We start from the raw sequence: 19,352 nt of genomic DNA, 5'->3' as shown, positions 1-19,352 counted from the left end.
GGTCGTATGTATAAAATTCGACTCAGACCGCTCGTTAGCGCCATTGTCTTAACGGGCTGTTCAAGTGCTGCATTTGCACAGTTAGGTACCAACCTTTCTGTAGATTTAAGATCTTTGAGTATGGGTAATGCTGTAACAGCAGACCCACCAGGCGTGAACGCTGTTCACTTTAACCCTGCAGGCTTAACCAAGATTGAGGGTTTACAAACGGAGCAACAAATTATTGTTGCCAACTTTGACATTCAACGTCAATTTAGCGTACCACCAGGCTATAACGTCTTTGGTTATTCAGATGATCCAATGGTCTGTAATGATGGACCAGAGGTGGCATCTGATATTTGTACTGATTTTAAAGATAAAGTTCATGGCGATGTTGAATATCCAAGTCTTTATATCCCTATTTTGAAAAAGATGGTGGATTTAGGTGAAGGTATGCCATTGGTCGCACCTACCATGGGGATTGCCTATAATCCACCGGGTTCAAAAGCGACTTATGCGACGGCAGTTTATGCACCACTGGTTGCCGGTTTTGGTGCTGAAAATGGCAATGCAGGTAACTACATGGGGCAGCAAGTTGCCTTAGAACGGATTACTTATTTATCTCCATCCATGGGTTACCAAGTCAATGACCAACTTTCAATTGGTGGTGGTATTGGTATGTCTTACCAAGCCATGGGCCTCAAAACCGATTTACGTTTCCCCAATGAACTGATTGGTATGTTACGAATGATCGATGAGGTCGTTTGTACACCATTTAAAGAAAATTCAGACATTATTACCGACATTCTATTACTGGGGATGTGTAATGCTGAAGAAGGGATGAATCCGTTTGGTAAATTCGGTCAAATGCAATTGGCAGTTGAGCAATCCCTAAGTCCAAGTTTTAACTTGGGGGTATTGTGGGAGCCAACGGATGACTTTAGTTTTGGTATGGTCTATCAAAGTGCAGCAAAAATGCGCTTAAAAGGGAAATACCATATTGATAATGCCAAAGCGCCACAAGAGTTAATTAAAGGCTTGATGTCATCGCCAACCGGACAAATTCTTGCAGCTATTTTAGGCTTCCCGAATTACATTCCATCCAGTGAATCAGGTTTGGTATCCATGGATTTTGAATATCCTGCGCATTTCCAAGCCGGGATTAAATACAAAGTCATGCCGGATTTGCAGGTAAATTTTGATGTGGGCTGGACGGACTATAGTGCATGGGATAAATTTACATTTGAGTTTGACCGACAAATTTCAGCTTTAAAAGTTGCAAAATTACTTTCTGAAAATGTCAGTGATAGCTCGTTATCTTTACCGCTTGGTTTCACTTCACCCTGGAATTTCGGCATTGGTGTGGAATATTCAGCAACTGATCGTTTAAAACTGCGTGCGGGCTATGAACCACGTTCAAGTGCCATTCCAGATGGCAAGCGCAACACCATGATTCCAATTAACAATGCACAATTGTTTGGTATGGGGGTGGGCTACCGTTTTGATGCGGATACAGACCTGGATTTATCCATTGGCTTCTTGCGTAGTAAAGATAATATTCCAGCCAATACCAGTAGCTTGGCCAACCAAACTGGTGTGAATAACTTATTGCTTAATCCGTATGCGGGCCTGAATGTAAAAACCAATACAAAAATCACCATTCTAGGATTGAACTATAGAACACGTTGGTAGACAAAGGAAAAGAATGAAAGGGAATTTATTGATGAAAACGATACTGACGCTGAGTTTAGCGCAAGTATCGTGGTCATATGCAGGAGAGTTTCATACCATTATTGGCCCAGACGGTCGTCCAATGATCATTCAACGCGAGCCACCAAAAGCGGTTGCAGCAAAACCGAATCCAAATCCAGTTATTGCAAATCAGAGTATATCTTCTCATTCTGTGGCTATTCGACAAGCGGCAACGACAACAACTGTGCCACAACCTCCATTACCCAAGGCTGTCTCAAAGATAGAAACAGTGGTGACTAAAAAACCATTCGGTAATTCGAAAGTTGAGCAGGACATTCAGGCTGCTGACCGGAATACAATTAAAACTGTAAAAGAACAGACACAGACTGCAGTGAATGTTCAAGAAACAAAAAAAGGGCAGATATTGTCAACGCAATCCTCTCCAGTAAGTACCAAGCCTACTCAAAAGGTTGAAAAGTCAGTTATTCCACAACAGGCTAGTGTTACCAAAGAAAGAGTAGAAATGCAGTCTGATAATATTCAGGAAAATACAGAAAATAATGCCTTTGTTGATATTGACGGGCAACAATATGTAAAAAATGAATATTTAGAAGACAAAGAATTTAATTTAGAAGGCAAAAAGCGTTTTTACACCATGCCAGAAGGGATTATTGATACCAAACATGGTGCAACGCGTCTACAGACCGTTGAGCGTGAAAAAGGTGTGGGCAAATCTACAATGCAATCCTTGTTCAAACGTAATGTCGTGCAAGATAATGGCCCGATTACCTTAGCAAAGACCTATTACCGCGTTTCACAAGCAGATGCGGTTAATGGTTTGGGACAGCAATGTTTTTCTGAAAAAAAACTGAAAAAAGTCAAAAAACTTGATCTGGATAAAGAGGTTAATTTCTGGCCACGTGCGCCGCTGAATGATGAGTTCGATTTTGAAGTTGCGGCACTGAATACATCTGTACAGAATATTCAACTTAACTCGTATGCATCGCGGCAGAATAACCCAACTTTTTATTGGCCTTTTGTGGTGTTTTTAGATGCAAAAGGTTGTGTCTTGGAAGGCGCAGGTGGATATAAAAATCAAGAGGGAGCATCTACCCTCATTCAGCACGAAAAAATAGAAGGGGTACTGCATGTGCCTGCAAATAGCAAATATATATTGCTGACGCCCTTGGCATCAGCCATTGATGTCGATAATCGTGCTTTAACCAATCACGGGCAAGTTAAACTCGTTGCAATCCGTTAGGGATAAAAAAAAGAGAGTCAGGATGAACATAAATAAATATAAATTACCTTTTGCCGCAACTGCATTGGCTATGGCTTTAACAGGTTGTGGTGGTGAAAGTGCCAACGTGACCCCTGAGGTATATGATGAAAGTACCGCCAATGGTGCCTGTCAAACGGGAACAGCAGGCTGCGTTGAATTCGCCTTAGATTATCCATTAAACGGTTTAAATTTCACCTGTAGCAGTGACACCAAGAACCGCTTTACCACGATTTTTGATCCCCAAGATGGTGCGGCAACGGGTGCGTGTAAGAATACGGACGATATTACCTTTTTCTTACGTGGCGAAAAAGACAAGAAAATTGAATTAGGTACTATGCCGCTTCGCAATATTGCCAATGTCAGCGTATCGCAATTGCCACGTTTAACTCTATTGGATATTGCAGCAGGAATTCAAGGCACAGCTGCGCAAAAATTGTCACCTGACGATGCAACAGTTAAAGTTGCGATTCGTTTGGCGCGTCTGATTCAAGCAGTAGGCTTGCAAAATCGGCAGATTGTCAATGCACGTGATATTCAATCGGTCAGTATTAGCGATGCGGACCGTAAAAAATTAGAGCAAATCACTTCATTAATTACCTCAGTGCAATTTAAAAGCTTATCGAATGAAGATTTTGCTGATGCAGTCAAACCTTGGGTCGATATTTCTAAGGTCACAGATGAAGATGCTTTTGATGTGATTACTCAATTGATGCGTATTACTACAGCGGCTGTGTATCAACCTGAATTCTCACTATTTTCGAGTAAGGAAGTACTGGGTAGTACCTTAAGTGGTTCGGAAGGCTTGGTGGGTTGTAATAAGGAAGAATGTAAGGCGGAAGATACGTCAGCAACTCATTTGGTGGGTCACTTTATTTTGATGACGGATCGTCAAGGCAAAAGCTTTGGTAGCGGTTTACAATGGCGCGGTAAAGCCGGTAGCGATTTGACCACTATTGGTGGCGTGAATGCACAACTGATTCGTAAGGTGAAACCGGTACAAATGACTGCATTTGCACAAGATACCTGGATTCATCCAATTACCAAAGCGATTAATAATAATCCCGATTTAACCGCGCAAACTGGTTTCCAGTTCAATGTGGCTGATGGCAATTCAAAGCCCTTGACCGTGACTCAAGGTAAATTGTTTAATGACTATATGATTGCCGGCAAAGAGCGTTTTTATAAACTGCTGACAGGTAAAAAAGAAGTCAACGAAGATGATAAGAAAAATTATGGTTTATGGCAACAAGAGGTCAATGGTGAAACCTTTAAAGGTACACTCGATCTTTATAAAATTTATCCAATTACCTATTTAGACAGCAAAGTATTTAAATCAGAAAATAATGTCAGCAATGGAGCGTATATTTTTCCATTGTATGCAGATTTGGTCTTTAATTTCACTGATACCTCAGTCAAGACCGTGAAACTCGGCATTGTAATTGACCGTAATGGTGATATTCGGACCAATATGAAACCTACGGTTCCAGATCAATCGAGCACAATCATTGATATGTCGACCGGAACAAACGGTTGCAGTGGTACAGATGTACTTGCTAGTGACATGATTGACAGCAACAATGTGCAGCAGTATCGCATTGGAACCACGGGCCGTGCGTTTACTAGCTCCGGGATGGATGGCAATAAAATCTCGGTTCGTATGATCTTGGCCGATAAAGTATTCCAAAGCCTGGATGGTGCATTGATTGGTATGAACTCGAGTATTCAGACCTCGCCAAATTCCAATGAATCTATTGTGATTGGCGGTGCATTACTGGATTTAAATCGTTTATTGGCAATGAGATCGGGTGGTACGCCGGCTATTGATGATGTGCCATTCAAAGACTCTGCTGATAATGCAGTGAAGTGGGCGAATAGTTTTGCCAGCTTCCAAAGCATTTATAGCGCGGTCGATTCCACCGACCAAGATGCAAAACAATGGTCTAAATACAGCGGTGGCAGCATTCAATTCAATCTTGCGCCATGTTATGAAGTGAAAACCAAATAATCACGAAATTAAAAAAGCCCATCCGATGATGGGCTTTTTTTTATGCTTATATTTTTTTATTGTATCGATTAACCGGTATGGTCAAGGCGTGAACCCAAGGTTTCTAAATGCATCTGGAACTGATTGGTTTTACGATCTTCAAAATAATGTCTTAAGGTATGTTCTACACTTGGGAAGGCCAGTTCAGACCAAGGAATTTCATCTTCGCTAAATAAGCGGCTTTCAATGGTTTCTTCACCTGCGCCAAATTGACCATCAATTAAATTGGCTTTGAATAACACATAAATTTGTCCGATCCGTGGAATATTATACATACAGTAGAGCTGTTCAATATCGATTTCGGCTTCGGCTTCTTCACGGGTTTCGCGTGCTGCACCTTGCTCCATGGTCTCAAACAGTTCCATATAGCCGGCAGGCAGCGTCCATAAACCGTAACGCGGTTCAATGGCACGGCGGCACATTAAAACTTTATTTTCAAACAGGACTAAGGCCCCGCAAATGACTTTAGGATTGATGTAATGAATATTGCCACAATCTGTACAAACACGACGTAATTGATGATCGCCGAGTGGGATTTTTTCCGTAGTTTTATGTCCACAAATTACACAGAAATTCATATTCATCGTCAATGATAAAGGTGTGATCAGCATAACTGAAAAATTGAACTTTGGCATCATTTCTATCTTTTAGAATAAAAATTCAGCTATGATGAAACCAAGAAGAAATGAGGGGAGAGTAGAGGTATGGATGACCATTCATTAATACAATCGTTACAGCAAAGATTGCGTTTTTCCACCCGGATAAAACCGGCACACGCTGCTGTATTAATCGCGATTACAGATGAATTGGATCCAAAAGTTCTGCTTACTCGACGCTCACTCTATTTATCGAATCATGCCGGTGAGGTTTCATTTCCAGGCGGGAAAAGAGACCCGCAAGATACCAGTAATATTGTGGTGGCATTACGTGAAGCCTATGAAGAGACGGCATTAAATCCATTTGATGTGCAATTGATGGGTGATTTACCGATGCAAAAAGCGCGCAATGGCATGTTGGTAAAACCTGTGGTCGGGCTGATTCCAGCTGAAGTCAATTTGATTGCTCAACCGAGCGAAATTGACCGTATTTTCTTTGCATCCCTGAGTAGTTTAATGAAGGCACCGCCCATTCCCTATGAAGTACGTTATGCACACCAGTCTTTATATTTTCCCAGTATGCGTGTGGAAAATGAAATTGTTTGGGGTTTAACTGCACGGATGTTGATCTCACTGTTTCAGTATGGTTTGAATTATCAGAAAGAGTGGCCATTTTTATTAAATTCTCCTGCTTTTCACAGCAATAAGATTAAACGCAATAGATAAAGGAATATCACACTATGATGTACAAATTTAATGGCTATGCCCCTCAAGCCACGCACCAGCCTTGGGATGGCTGGGTCGCAGAGAATGCGACGGTGATTGGTCAAGTTGAAATGGGGAAACAGGTCAGTGTCTGGTTTGGTGCAGTAATCCGTGGTGATAACAGCAAAATCAAAATTGGTGATTTTAGCAATGTTCAGGAAAATGCAGTCTTACATACCGATGCTGGCATCGAGATGCACATTGGTAGCTATGTCACGATTGGGCATCAAGCGATGTTGCATGGCTGTACGGTTGGAGATAACACTTTAATTGGCATCAACTCGGTCATTTTAAATCATGCGGTGATTGGTAAAAATTGCATCATCGGGGCAAATGCCTTAATTCCTGAAGGCAAAGTTATTCCGGATAACTCGGTGGTGATGGGTTCACCGGGAAAAATAGTAAAAACTTTGGACGAGGCTGCTGAAGCTAAACTCAAAATGAGTGCCATGCACTACGCAGCACATTTTAAGAATTTTCAGAACCTGGAAGCAGTTGAACTGTAATGAGAACGGGTTGATCTACCCAAGCTGGCGATTGGCTTTTTTGTATTCCCCAGATGGAAAATCTCGCCTAGCGCAGATGAGTGGAGTATCATATGAGCCGTTTTTTACATTTAAATTAATTAAGGTTGTGCATGAAATTGCTGGCATTGGAAACTGCCAATGAGCAGTGTTCCGTCTCTATTGTAGATGAAACCCAAGAATTATTTTTCCAATTAGATGCGCGAGCAAAAGCACAAACGCAAACGATTCTCCCGATGATTGAGCAGGCTTTTACACAGCTTGACCTATCTGCATCTGAATTAACTGCAATTGCATTTAGCCGTGGTCCCGGTTCTTTTAGTGGCGTGCGGATTAATGCCGCGGTGACTCAAGCCTTGGCATGGGCAAATGATCTTCCCGTTGTTGCTGTTTCAACTTTGCAAGCTTTGGCACAGACAGCATATCGCGTTGCAGGTTTAACCGCCGTGACTGCGGTGCTCGATGCACGGATGAAAGAAGTTTATATTGCAAGTTTTGAGCTGGATTCACAGGGCATTATGCAGGCTGTGGATGAAGAGCAACTGCTAAATTACGATGATGCCAGCCAAGTGGTTAAATTTGAACTTGTCGGTTCCGGTTCAGCTTTAATTCAGCCTGAACAAATACAATACAAAGACTTAAGTGCGACTGCGCAAGATATTGCTACCATTGCGCGCGCAGATGTTGAACAAAAAAAATGGGTCAGTGCTGAACAGGCATTACCTGTGTATTTACGTGATAACGCTTGGAAAAAAATTCCAGAACAAGGCAAATCATAATCAGGATTTTGTATGGATCTTTTACTGCTGCTGAAAGCGGCAATTATGGGTATTGTTGAAGGTATTACCGAATTTCTACCTGTTTCAAGTACCGGACACTTAATACTCGCTTCCGAACTCATGAATTTCTGGACCAAAGAAAAAAGTGATGTATTCGTGATCGCTATTCAAATGGGTGCGATTGCAGCCGTCATTTATGAATATTGGGCTCGTCTGTGGGGTGCAGCTACCGGTATGTTTACCGGTGAACCCAAAGGTCGCCGTTTGGGCTTTAGCCTGATTATGGCATCCATTCCAATCGTGCTGATTGGTCTCACCTTTGGACAGGCAGTCAAAGAATTATTATTTAATGATATTGCGGTTGCGATTGGGCTGATCATCGGTGGTTTCATTATTATCTGGATTGAAAAAAATCCACCAAAAGTGAATGCCGAAGAAGTTGAGAACATCAGCTATAAAGAAGCGATCTGGATTGGTTTAATTCAAGTACTGTCGTTAATTCCGGGAACCTCACGTTCGGGTGCAACTATTATTGGTGCAATGTTCTTGGGGATATCACGTAAAGCGGCCACTGAATTTTCCTTCTTTCTCGGGATTCCGGTGATTATTGGTGCAGGTCTTTTAGATCTTTACCAAAGCTACCATGTATTCCAAAGCACAGAAGATTGGGCCGTTCTTGCAACAGGAATTATAGTTTCATTTGTTTCGGCTTTGATTCTGATTCGAGTATTGGTGGCCTATGTCGCAAAACGCGATTTTATGGTCTTTGCCTGGTATCGTATTGCCTCGGGTCTTTTAATCTTACTCTTTGCATTTACAGGCTGGAAATTATGGTAAGCGAGATCCGCTTATTTGTAGAACAGGAATTTCACCAGAAAGCACAGCAGTATTCTGCTGTGCTTTCTTCTCGTGGAGTGAAGGTAAATCTTGAAATCATTGAAAAGCTCAATGCCCGATTTTTGCGTTTTCATCCAGATTTGGCTTTATGTGTAGATGAATCCGGTCTTTGGCTGTGTGCCAATGGTATGAAGATGCAACCGGACTGGAAAGCGGAAGTTCCACGTTTAAAAAGATCGTCATTAAAATCTGAAATGATTGCCCGAGCGTGTAACCTCGGTGAGAAACCCAGCTTGATTGATGCTACAGCAGGTCTGGGGCATGACAGTTTGTTAATGGCGCATTTAGGCGCCGATGTTAGCTTGGTTGAGCGACATCCGATTTTATTTACCTTGCTGGAAGATACTAAAAACCATGCTGAAACCGATCCGTTTTTAAGTTCGGTTATTGCTCGAATTCATTTGGTTTTCTCCGATTCTGCCGACTACTTAATTCAGCAAGCTGAACAGAACAAGATCGTGGATGTGGTTTATCTTGATCCGATGTTTCCACAACGTGATCAAAACCAGCAAGCCATCAAGAAGCAGGCCCAAGTCAAAAAGCAGATGCAATTACTGCATATGCTTTTACCTGAAGATGGTGAAATGGATCTCGGTGATAATTTATTGATTTTAGCGCAAAAAGTAGCAAAACGAGTGGTGGTGAAACGGCCGCGTTTAGCCGTATATTTGGCTGATCAGCAACCCAATCATCAGTGGCAAGGCGACGCTTGTCGTTTTGATGCCTACTTTCAGCAGCATCTTGTAGAGTAGTTTGGTAATTGCTTCAATATTGAACATTAATTTGTTATATAGTGCCAAAGCAGCATTGATAAAACTTCCATCAGGCATAAACTTACACAGTGAATCAGCGAGCTACAGCTAACCCTAAATCCTATGATCGACTTTAAACCCTCCATCAATTTTTGGCATGATTTTAAAAGCAACCAAACTGCAGGGATGTGGCTCTTTTTGGGATCACGTCGGTCTTTACAAATTGTTCGCCCTTCAATTTTACAACTCATTTTTTGGGGAATTTTAGGCGGTAGTGCCAACAGCTTATTTAGTTGGTTAAGTTCAGGGGAAGTGGGCGAGTTTAATCCTCAAGGCCTGATCAGTTATGCCTTATGGCCTTTTATTGCGCTGATTGTCGGTATTTTCCTTTCGCAACGTATTAATAACCCGCGTTTGATGCTGGTGCCGGCCTTACTGTGGCTAGTACTGGATACGCATATCGCCTTACTACAAAGTCTGATTCAGTATCTGGGTTATATCGATGTATTGCCTTACATCTTCTATGACTATTTACCGATGATATTCATGGTGCTGTTTGTCTGGCAAAGTTTGGCCGTGGTTTGGGTATTTTCGCGTGAACTGAAATGGCCGTGGTGGGAGCGGGCACTGATTGTTGCAGCAACGCTTTTTACTCTTGTGGTCTGGCAAATGTCAGTCAAAAGCCAGCCCATCTGGAAAGTTGAAGAAACACCACCGACCTTTGCCGAAGATGCTTTTTACGCCCAAAGCCGTGTCCTGAATAAATCGCTGGAAGATGTCCAGTATGGCGAATTTGCACAGTCGCACTGGTACTTTTTAGGTGTAGCAGGCGCCGGTTATCAAGACGTGTTCAAGTCGGAAGTCGAACGGATTAAAGAACAGTTTGATACCCGTTTTGGAACCTTTGGCCGTTCCATCATGCTGGTAAATAATCCAGAGACCCGTACCAAAACGCCGATTGCTTCGCGTACCAGTATGGAGATGGCCCTACGTCGAATAGGGCAGCAGATGAACCGTGAAAGTGATGTGTTATTTTTATACATGACCTCACATGGCTTGCCGAACCAGTTTGAGATGGAAAATGCGCCGATCGATTTAAATGATGTCGATCCGAAATGGCTCAAAGATACGTTGGATAAATCGGGGATTCGCTGGCGTGTTATTGTGATTTCTGCATGTTATTCAGGCAGTTTTGTTCCAGCCTTGCAAGATGATAACACCTTGATTATTACCGCATCTGCTGCTGACCGGGCTTCTTTTGGCTGTTCAAATGAAGCCGATTATACGTATTTCGGCCGCGCTTTCTTTGATCAGTCTATGCGTGAACAGAATTCAATCAGTGCTGCATTTGAGCAAACCAAAGGCACTGTGGCGCAATGGGAAAAAGCGCAAGGTTTTGAAGCATCCGAACCGCAATGGTCGATTGGCAAGAATATGGAATTTATGTTGCCGCAATTGGAACAACGCTTATTTCCAGTGACGTCTAAAACAGAGATGAAAATAGAAACACCACAACTTAATGTTCAAACACAATAAGGAAAATAGACATGGAATTAATTCAACATAACCGATGTTTTGATGGTGAACAGCGCATGTATGCTTTTAATTCTCGTGTTCTCAATGGACAAACCAAATTTGGCATTTTCTTGCCCCCGCAAGCTTTAAGGGGACAGGCCTGCCCGGTACTTTTTTATTTAGCCGGTCTGACCTGTACTGAAGAAACGTTCAGTATTAAAGCACATGCACAACGCATGGCCACTCAATTGGGTTTAATCCTGATTAGTCCCGATACTTCGCCAAGAGGCGAGCAGGTTGCACAAGGCGATTCTTGGGATATCGGTCAAGGTGCAGGATTTTATATCAATGCGACCCAAACGCCGTGGGCTGAACATTATCAAATGGAAAGCTTTATTGCAGATGAGCTTTATGATCTGGTGATTCAAGAATTTCCCGTTCAGGCGGATGCGGTAGGCATTTTCGGACATTCCATGGGTGGACACGGTGCATTAACACTGGCATTTAAATACCCGGAAAAATTTAAATCGGTTTCTGCTTTTGCGCCTATTTGTGCACCGAGCCAATGTCCATGGGGCGAAAAAGCCTTTGCGAACTATTTTGGTGAAGACCGAAATGAATGGTTAAAGCATGATGCCACTGCTTTGATTCAAGAAAAAGGCGCATTATTTCCAGAGATTCTGATTGATCAAGGATTGAAAGATCAATTCTATGCTCAATTGAATCCGGCATTATTTAAACAGGCTTGTGCCCAAGTGGGACAGTCGCTAACCTTGCGTGAACACGAAGCTTATGATCATGGATATTACTTCATTCAAAGTTTTATCGATGACCATTTGCAATTTCATGCCGTGCAGCTTGAAGCATAATATTTAATTCAAAAAAAGGGAGAACATGATTCTCCTTTTTTTTTATTGATGCTGCCAGATTGTGGTAAATTCTTGCTGTGCCATACGGCTTAAATGATCCAGAACGACTTTTTCTAAAGTGCTTAAGTCTTCTCGCGAGCTATCAATCGAGACCAATAACGCTTCTGGTTGTGGCATCAGCTTTACGGTGGCATCCGGCATAAAAATACTGAAATGGCCGTCAGTTTCAGCAACGTCAAATTTATGTTTCCAATGATTGAGCAAACGCTTGGCGATACGGGCGGCTTCTGAAGTGGTAATTGCTGTATTGCTTTTCATTCTCATTTACCTTGTGGTGTGACATCAACATAACAGATTCTAAAAATAGCTAAAGTTAAAAAATGCAACGCAACGTCGCAGTTTTGGAATGCTGAATAAATAGCATCGAATCAGGATTGAATCACAGCAGCCAGGTTCAATTTGTTATAATGTGAAAAATCAATTCAAATACATAGCCAGGTTCTCCCCATGTCCAAGCCATATTTAATTGCGCCATCAATTTTATCTGCTGACTTTGCCCGCTTAGGTGAAGAAGTCGAAAATGTGCTCGCTGCTGGTGCAGATGTCGTACATTTTGACGTGATGGATAACCATTACGTGCCTAACCTGACATTTGGTGCAGGTGTGTGTAAGGCATTAAAAAAATATGGGATTAAAGCACCGATTGATGTGCATTTGATGGTTTCGCCAGTCGATCGTATGATTGGTGATTTCTTGGAAGCGGGTGCAGACATTATTACCTTCCACCCGGAAGCAAGCGACCATATTGACCGTTCTTTACAGTTGATTAAAGCTGGTGGCGCGAAAGCCGGTTTGGTCTTTAACCCGGCAACACCATTGCATTATCTGGACTATGTTTTGGATAAAGTCGATCAAGTGTTATTGATGAGTGTCAACCCGGGTTTTGGCGGTCAAAAATTTATTCCAATGACTTTAGAGAAACTTCGTCAAGCGCGCAAAATCATTGATGCTTCAGGTCGTGACATCCGTTTAGAAGTAGATGGCGGTGTAACACCGGCCAATATTCGTGAAATTGCAGAAGCTGGTGCAGACATGTTTGTTGCAGGTTCGGCGATTTTCGGTAAACCGGATTATCAAGCTGTGATTAATGAAATGCGTGCAGAACTTGCAAAAGTTGGCGCTGTAAATATCTAATAATCTACAATTAATTGTTCCTAAGTTGTGGATAACTTTATGGATAACCATATGGATATCTGTGTAGATAACTGTATGGATAACTTGATTAGTTTATAAACGATTATGGAACAATAGTTTAATAATTAGACATTAAATGTATAAAAAGGACTCAAATGAGTCCTTTTTTGATCTCTTAAGCTATTCAAAAATATGGTTGTTTATTAAACTATGCTTATAAATAAACCTGTTTAAAAAATAACTTTATTGTTTTAATGCTCATAAAAATAGCGAACCATGAATTGTTGAGTATAAATTTAAAAAATTGTATATAACTTTGTTCTTGGTTATGCTGTAGATCTAAATCAAAATAATATGATTTATATTTTATTCTGGACGGGTTAAAGGATAATTCTTTGCTGACTTCATTACGCAAACAGCTTTGGTTTGTGTTCCTGATGGTTTTTGCCATGGGGTGGAGTAGTGTTGCCTTGGCATCGGTAAAATCCATGCATCAGCCCATGATGCATGCAGCGAGCGTTGATCAGCATCACAACGCAGAAATGACGGCGATGTCTGGCTGCCATGATCCGGTGAATGTTGAACCTGATACGCAACATTCTTTAGAACATATAAAAGTAGCGCATGATCAAGATTGTCATCAGACCATGACCGATCAGACGCAGCATTTCAGTTGTAATGATTGTGTACAGTTACATTGTCAAAGTTTGACCACCTGGCTGGATTCAGCAACAGCAGAATTGCCCAATTTAGACCCTATTCAAGAACATCCACAGCGCAATTTTGATTATTCAGCCCAGCATTTAACCGGCTTCTGGCAACAAATCTTACGTCCTCCTAAAGCTTAATCTTTATTTAAAAAACATTTTTATTTTTAAATTACAGGTTAAGTCATGTCTATTAAATTAACGCAAAGCCTCTTGGTTGGGGTGTCTCTGCTGTCATCATCGTGGGCATTTGCTGCGGTCAAAGAATATCATCTGAATATTGATGAGCAGATGGTGAATGTCACCGGCAAGCCATTAAAACGGATTACCGTAAATGGTCAGTTTCCGGCACCACTTCTAGAATTTGAAGAAGGTGATGATGCCATTATTCATGTACATAATAAGATGAAAAATAAAGATTCTTCCATTCACTGGCATGGTTTATTGCTGCCCGGTTTAATGGATGGTGTGCCGGGCTTCAACCAGTTCAAAGGCATTAAACCACAGGCGAATTTTGTCTATCGTTTTAAGGTGCGTCAAAACGGCACCTATTGGTATCACGCGCATTCCAAAGGACAGGAACAGGATGGTTTATATGGTGCGCTGGTCATTTACCCTAAAGATAAAAAGCCCGTCGCGGCGCATGAAAAAACGGATCGTGATTATGTGGTGATGCTGTCTGATTTTCATCCATCCAGTAGTGAGCAAATCCTGAAAAATCTGAAAAAGTCCTCAGAATACTATCAGAATCAGCGTGAAACTTTGGCTGATGTATTTAAGCAGGTAAAACGTCAGGGTTTGAAAAACACATGGCAAGATCGTGCAATGTGGAACCAGATGCGCATGCTCAAAACCGACCTGTCTGATGTCACCGGATATACCTTTTTGATGAATGGCAAAACCCCTGCACAAAACTGGACCGGAATGTTTAAGCCGAATGAAAAAGTCCGTTTACGTTTTATCAATGCCTCCGCCATGTCGTTTTATGATGTCAATATTCCTAACTTGAAAATGACCGTAGTGAGTGCCGATGGACAGCCTGTTCAACCTGTGGCAGTAGATGAATTTCGTATAGGTACTGCAGAAACCTATGATGTGATTGTTGAGCCGCAAGACAATCATTACCAAATTCAGGCCGAGTCGATCGACCGTAGCGGTTTTGCGATTGGATCATTACAGAACCAAAATCAACCCGGGACACAAGGGATTCAGATGCCTAAACCGCGTCCACGTGCCTTGCTGACAATGGAAGATATGGGACATGGTTCATCATCCACTGATCATACGGATATGAATCACGATCAGATGGATGCCAGTCAAGAAAGTGCGGGCAAGATGAATCATCAGGCTATGGATCATTTAAAAATGGATCATTCCATGATGCAGCATGATTCAGCGACGATGGATCATTCACAAATGAACCACTCTAAGACGAATAGGAATGATCATTCACAACATCAAGCAAAGTCTGATTCAGAGCCACAACAAGGGATGAATCATTCAGCACATGCAGTAGCGAAACGATTGGTGGAGAGCAACAAGCCTGTTGAAGGCTGGGCAAATGCCTCCACTCCAGCAGGGCATAGGGCACTGCAATATGGTGATTTGAAATCGCTCACACCGCAATCCGATACCCGTCCGGCTGAAAGGGAGCTGGAAGTCCGTTTGGGCGGTACGATGGAGCGTTATATCTGGACCATCAACGGCAAGAAATTTACCGAAGTTGAACCCTTGCAGGTCAAGTATGGTGAACGGATTCGCTTGAAATTTATCAATGACAGCATGATGGCGCATCCAATGCATTTGCATGGCATGTTTATGCAACTGGAAAATGGACAGGCATTATCAGACCTGCCCAACAAGCATACCTTGATTGTGCCACCGGGTAAGACAGTCACTGCGCTGCTCACTGCGGATGAGTTGGGGGAATGGGCCATTCATTGCCATCTGCTGTATCACATGTCATCTGGCATGATGAGTAAACTGGTTGTTGCGAATGTAGATAGAAATCAAGCAGCCACTACACGATCTAGCTCAGTCCCGGCAAAGCAAGGAGACTCACATGTGCATCATTAATTTATTTGCCATGAGTACATTGAGCGCTTCCTTGTTGCTGTTGAGCGGGCAAAGTGTTGCGCAGGACCCGCACCATTCTATGCCGATGTCACAGCAGTCTGGACAAGCTATTGAAGTGCATGAGGATCATTCGCAGCATCATCAGATGGCAACCGAACCGCAACCCGTTGTGCAGCAGGAGCAATCCAATTCAGACGGGACTGATCATGCATCACATATCAAAGAGCATGGGGGGCAGGTATATCAGCAGACCATTTTTGAAAGTAAATGGCTACGCAATGAGGATGGCGAGGGTATTTTACAGTCAGAGCTTGTGACCCGAATCGGGACAGATGAAAATAAATTCTTTATTAAAATTCATGCCGATCAGGCTGAATCGCAGCAAGCTGAATATGATGCCAAACTGTTATATAGCCGTATGCTGAGTGATTTTTGGGATGTGCAGGCCGGTCTTCGCTATTTGAATAATCAGAATCGTGAAGTGGATCAGGAGCAGGTGGGCGCTGTCATTGGTATCCATGGCTTGGCGCCCTATTTCTTTGAAACTGATGCCTATTTATTTGTTGGACAGGATCGGCAAGTATCATTCAGTCTAGAAACTGAGCGGGATGTGCTACTGACCCAGAAACTGATTCTAAAGCCCTATCTGGATCTGAATATCATTTTCAGTGATGACTCCAACTATGCGCAAAAGACCGGTTTAAGTACCGCACAACTGGGTCTGGAAACCCGTTATGAAATCAATAAAAAGGTCATGCCTTTTATAGATGTTGCATATGGATATAAAAACGGGCAGGAAGAAACGGCTGGGCAGCCATCCTTAGCTTCTGAAAATGAATGGCTCTATGGTGCAGGTATTCGTTTCAAGTTTTAAAACAAAATGATGAGCAGAAATCCGGTGGGGACATGTCTACCGGATTTTTTATTTTAGCGCTTGTTCAGGTGAACAATGGGTCAAAAGTGTAAATACTGCACCAATCTAAATCATTTATTTATATAATCAGCTTGAATGACAGGAGGAACGACCTCCATTGGTACAATTCAGTTGATATTTGCACCAAGGAAACTCGTCAGGACGACCTGATTTTCATTAAACGGAGCATAGTCGTCATGGCTTGGGTGGTATTAATTTTAGCGGGTCTTTTTGAAATTGTCTGGGCCTATGCTATGAAACTTTCAGAAGGTTTCACACGTTTAACGCCCAGTATTATTACCTTAGTATTTATGATTTTAAGTTTTGCTCTATTGGCTTATGCCATGCGAACTTTACCGCTCGGTACAGCCTATACCATCTGGACAGGCATTGGAGCAGTAGGCTCTTTCCTTGTGGGAATCTTTATTTTAGGTGAGCCAGCATCGGCAATGCGTATGTTGGCAGCAATACTGATTATTTCTGGATTAGTGTTAATGAAACTGTCATCATCATAAAATCTGGATCATTTATTTCACTGCAGGAGAAGACCAATGAAACTAGCATTTATAGAAATGGTTTCTCCTGTCGGTACTTTAAAACTGGTCGCCCATGAAACAGCTTTAGTCGCGGTACTTTGGGAAAATGAGAATCCCAAGCGTGTACGTTTAGCCGAATTGGTGGAACAGGCAGATCATCCTATCTTGCTGGAAACTCAAAAACAGTTAACTGAATATTTTGCAGGAAAAAGACAGCAATTTGATTTGCCTTTAGATTTTGCAGGAACCGAGTTTCAGCAGAAGGTTTGGCAAGCCTTACTCAGCATTCCCTTTGGAGAGACCCGAAGTTACCGTGACATTGCCGAACAGATTGGCAATGTCAAAGCGGTACGTGCAGTGGGTGCTGCGAATGGTAAAAATCCGATTTCAATTATTGCGCCGTGTCACCGTGTAGTGGGTACCAATGGCAAATTGGTGGGTTTTGCAGGTGGTCTGGATAATAAGGATATTTTGCTCCGTTTAGAGAAACACTAATTTAAATAGAAAAAACTGTTATTGTTCCTTATAAAATTTAATAATTTATAAAATTATGCAAATAATATCGAGTCAGCTGTTTTCAACTTTTTGGTGGGTCATTCTTGCTTTTGTTGCAATAGGGATCATCAAAGCCTTTAAACCTTTTATTAAAGGAAAAGTTGGGGAATTTGCGGTCGCTTTGCACGTCAAACTCTATTTGAAAGATGTTCAATATATTTTATTAAATGATTGTACTTTGCCGGATGAGCAATCGGGTACGACCCAGATAGATCATATTTTATTAAGTCCCTATGGCATCTTTATTATTGAAACCAAAAATTATAAAGGCTGGATTTTCGGTAGTGAACGTCAGAAATTGTGGACGCAGAAAATATTTAAAAAGAGCTATAAATTTCAAAATCCCCTACATCAAAATTACAAGCACCAAAAGGTTTTAGAACAGGTGCTTGCGGATATTATTACTCCTGAATATTTACATTCAATTGTTGTATTTATGCCCGATTGTGAGTTTAAAACCGATATGCCTGTGAATGTATTTCGTGGAGCCGCTTGGGTAGATTATGTGAAAAACTTTAAAGCGGAAGTCATCCCTGCGATGAAACTGAAACGGATTCAATTACGCATTGAAAAGGAAGTGTTAGAAAAATCTTGGAAAACTAATCGAATACATGTGGAAAATTTAAAACAGCGTAAAGAAAGTAGCTAAATAAAAAAGCCTTTGAATATTCAAAGGCTTTTTTATTACGGCTTTAAGACATTTAATTTTTCAATAATTTCAATCAAAGCCTTAATTCGTTTTACTTCATTCCACAATTCTTTTGCTTCAGGATAATGCTTAGACATCATGCCGAGCCACTGTTTATAGCGTCCGACCATATTAATTTCTTTTTTATACGGGCCATTTAAAAAGCGGATTTGCAAGTCTAAAAGCTCATCCCAAGTAATGATGGGCTCATCGGTATTTTTGCGGATACATTGCGTGATATCGGGTGTGGTTACTGCAGCCCGACCAATCATCAAATCTTCACAACCAGACTCTAACTGGCATTGTTTGGCATCAGTATTGGTCCAGATTTCACCATTGGCAATCACGTTAATTTTCAATGCTTCACGAATCGGTTGTAACTGATCCCAAAATGCAGGGGGCGTATAGCCTTCAGCTTTGGTGCGGGCATGGACGGTAACCCAGGCTGCACCGGCATCTTCAATGGCATGGGCATTTTCCAGGGTAAAGTTTCTGTCCATATAGCCTAAACGCATTTTGGCAGAGACGGGAATATGGCTGGGTACGGCATCACGCACAGCTTTGACCAGCATATGTACCACTTCCGGTTCATCCAGCAGGACTGAACCGCCACGGTGGCGGTTGACCGTTTTTGCAGGACAACCAAAGTTCATATCAATGGCAGGGGCGCCCAGTTCCACCGCACGAATGGCATTGGCTGCCAGCATTTCAGGGTTATTTCCTAAAAACTGCACATGCACAGGGGTACCCGCAGCAGTTTTGCCATCATTCAATAATTCAGGACAATAATTATGATAAACGTGGTCGGGCAGGACAGAGTCTGTCACACGAATGAACTCGGTTACACACCAGTCAAAGCTGCCGACATGCGTCAGTACATCTCGCATAATAGGATCGGTTAAGCCTTCCATGGGCGCAAGAACAAGTTTCAAAGTGTTAGACCTAGTTAAAGAAAAACAGGGTTATACGTTTTTTTAGGGAAGATGTCT

General features: G+C 42.0%; 20 protein-coding genes. 17 read left to right on the top strand and 3 right to left on the bottom strand.

Annotated features, from left to right (window positions below):
- Window positions 1-6 precede the first annotated feature (6 nt).
- From filD to filF, 3 genes are read left to right on the top strand one after another with little or no spacing between them, the layout of a single operon-like run.
- A complete protein-coding gene (gene filD / locus E0H81_RS04650) occupies window positions 7-1,671 on the top strand; it encodes a putative pilus system OmpP1/FadL family transporter FilD (RefSeq protein WP_131316920.1) in 1,665 nt (554 codons plus the stop codon).
- Window positions 1,672-1,702: 31 nt separating this feature from the next.
- The gene (filE, locus tag E0H81_RS04645) at window positions 1,703-2,932 is read left to right on the top strand and encodes a putative pilus assembly protein FilE (protein WP_244926499.1); all 1,230 of its coding nucleotides are present in this window, start codon (window positions 1,703-1,705) and stop codon (window positions 2,930-2,932) included.
- A 22-nt stretch (window positions 2,933-2,954) separates the two neighbouring features.
- Entirely contained in the window at window positions 2,955-4,958 is a 2,004-nt protein-coding gene (gene filF, locus E0H81_RS04640; protein WP_131316915.1) for a putative pilus system protein FilF, read from the top strand.
- 68 nt (window positions 4,959-5,026) lie between these two features.
- On the opposite strand, the gene E0H81_RS04635 is transcribed toward filF, so the two are convergent.
- The gene (locus E0H81_RS04635; RefSeq protein WP_131316914.1) at window positions 5,027-5,575 is read right to left on the bottom strand and encodes an NUDIX hydrolase; all 549 of its coding nucleotides are present in this window, start codon (window positions 5,573-5,575) and stop codon (window positions 5,027-5,029) included.
- 126 nt (window positions 5,576-5,701) lie between these two features.
- On the opposite strand from E0H81_RS04635, the gene E0H81_RS04630 reads away from it, so the two are divergent.
- The 7 genes from E0H81_RS04630 (at window position 5,702) to fghA (ending at window position 11,694) form a co-directional block, all read left to right on the top strand.
- Window positions 5,702-6,319, top strand: a complete 618-nt coding sequence (locus E0H81_RS04630; RefSeq protein WP_131316911.1) for an NUDIX hydrolase — start codon at window positions 5,702-5,704, stop codon at window positions 6,317-6,319.
- 14 nt (window positions 6,320-6,333) lie between these two features.
- On the top strand, window positions 6,334-6,864 hold the full coding sequence (locus E0H81_RS04625; protein WP_131316909.1) for a gamma carbonic anhydrase family protein: 531 nt from the start codon (window positions 6,334-6,336) through the stop codon (window positions 6,862-6,864).
- Between the two features lie 131 nt (window positions 6,865-6,995).
- Complete coding sequence (gene tsaB, locus E0H81_RS04620; protein WP_131316907.1) at window positions 6,996-7,661, top strand: tRNA (adenosine(37)-N6)-threonylcarbamoyltransferase complex dimerization subunit type 1 TsaB; 666 nt, start codon at window positions 6,996-6,998, stop codon at window positions 7,659-7,661.
- Window positions 7,662-7,673: 12 nt separating this feature from the next.
- Window positions 7,674-8,498 carry an undecaprenyl-diphosphate phosphatase gene (locus E0H81_RS04615; protein WP_131316905.1) on the top strand — a complete coding sequence of 275 codons (825 nt, stop codon included), beginning with the start codon at window positions 7,674-7,676 and terminating at the stop codon, window positions 8,496-8,498.
- Window positions 8,492-9,310 (top strand): class I SAM-dependent methyltransferase, encoded by an 819-nt coding sequence (locus E0H81_RS04610; RefSeq protein ID WP_131316903.1) that lies wholly within the window; start codon window positions 8,492-8,494, stop codon window positions 9,308-9,310. The genes E0H81_RS04615 and E0H81_RS04610 overlap by 7 nt, the downstream gene beginning before the upstream one ends.
- A 123-nt stretch (window positions 9,311-9,433) precedes the next feature.
- Window positions 9,434-10,846: a C13 family peptidase gene (locus tag E0H81_RS04605; RefSeq protein WP_131316901.1), complete on the top strand. Its 1,413-nt coding sequence runs from the start codon at window positions 9,434-9,436 to the stop codon at window positions 10,844-10,846.
- An 11-nt stretch (window positions 10,847-10,857) separates the two neighbouring features.
- Window positions 10,858-11,694 (top strand): S-formylglutathione hydrolase, encoded by an 837-nt coding sequence (gene fghA, locus E0H81_RS04600; protein WP_131316899.1) that lies wholly within the window; start codon window positions 10,858-10,860, stop codon window positions 11,692-11,694.
- A gap of 42 nt (window positions 11,695-11,736) precedes the next feature.
- Here fghA and E0H81_RS04595 read toward each other — a convergent pair whose 3' ends face one another.
- The gene (locus E0H81_RS04595) at window positions 11,737-12,012 is read right to left on the bottom strand and encodes a DUF2218 domain-containing protein (RefSeq protein ID WP_131316897.1); all 276 of its coding nucleotides are present in this window, start codon (window positions 12,010-12,012) and stop codon (window positions 11,737-11,739) included.
- A 189-nt stretch (window positions 12,013-12,201) separates the two neighbouring features.
- Here E0H81_RS04595 and rpe point away from each other — a divergent pair, with 189 nt between their 5' ends.
- The 7 genes from rpe to E0H81_RS04560 all read left to right on the top strand — a co-directional run bounded on the left by rpe (window position 12,202) and on the right by E0H81_RS04560 (window position 18,324).
- A complete protein-coding gene (gene rpe / locus E0H81_RS04590) occupies window positions 12,202-12,888 on the top strand; it encodes a ribulose-phosphate 3-epimerase (protein ID WP_131316895.1) in 687 nt (228 codons plus the stop codon).
- A 395-nt stretch (window positions 12,889-13,283) separates the two neighbouring features.
- The gene (locus tag E0H81_RS04585; protein ID WP_131316893.1) at window positions 13,284-13,736 is read left to right on the top strand and encodes a hypothetical protein; all 453 of its coding nucleotides are present in this window, start codon (window positions 13,284-13,286) and stop codon (window positions 13,734-13,736) included.
- Between the two features lie 45 nt (window positions 13,737-13,781).
- A complete protein-coding gene (locus E0H81_RS04580; RefSeq protein ID WP_131316891.1) occupies window positions 13,782-15,671 on the top strand; it encodes a copper resistance system multicopper oxidase in 1,890 nt (629 codons plus the stop codon).
- Window positions 15,658-16,545: a copper resistance protein B gene (locus E0H81_RS04575; RefSeq protein WP_131316889.1), complete on the top strand. Its 888-nt coding sequence runs from the start codon at window positions 15,658-15,660 to the stop codon at window positions 16,543-16,545. Before E0H81_RS04580 ends, E0H81_RS04575 begins: the two co-directional genes overlap by 14 nt.
- A gap of 236 nt (window positions 16,546-16,781) precedes the next feature.
- Window positions 16,782-17,099: a quaternary ammonium compound efflux SMR transporter SugE gene (gene sugE / locus E0H81_RS04570; RefSeq protein WP_131268775.1), complete on the top strand. Its 318-nt coding sequence runs from the start codon at window positions 16,782-16,784 to the stop codon at window positions 17,097-17,099.
- A gap of 36 nt (window positions 17,100-17,135) precedes the next feature.
- Entirely contained in the window at window positions 17,136-17,615 is a 480-nt protein-coding gene (locus E0H81_RS04565; protein WP_131316887.1) for a methylated-DNA--[protein]-cysteine S-methyltransferase, read from the top strand.
- A 55-nt stretch (window positions 17,616-17,670) separates the two neighbouring features.
- Window positions 17,671-18,324, top strand: coding sequence for a nuclease-related domain-containing protein (locus E0H81_RS04560; protein ID WP_131316885.1), 654 nt, complete (start codon window positions 17,671-17,673; stop codon window positions 18,322-18,324).
- Window positions 18,325-18,359: 35 nt separating this feature from the next.
- Here the strand turns inward: E0H81_RS04560 and E0H81_RS04555 are convergent, their stop codons facing one another.
- On the bottom strand, window positions 18,360-19,295 hold the full coding sequence (locus E0H81_RS04555) for a tRNA dihydrouridine synthase (RefSeq protein WP_205677716.1): 936 nt from the start codon (window positions 19,293-19,295) through the stop codon (window positions 18,360-18,362).
- Window positions 19,296-19,352: the final 57 nt, after the last annotated feature.

This window comes from Acinetobacter terrestris, from assembly GCF_004331155.1.
In the GTDB taxonomy this organism is placed as follows: domain Bacteria; phylum Pseudomonadota; class Gammaproteobacteria; order Pseudomonadales; family Moraxellaceae; genus Acinetobacter; species Acinetobacter terrestris.
This window is presented reverse-complemented; position numbering and strand designations above follow the sequence as displayed.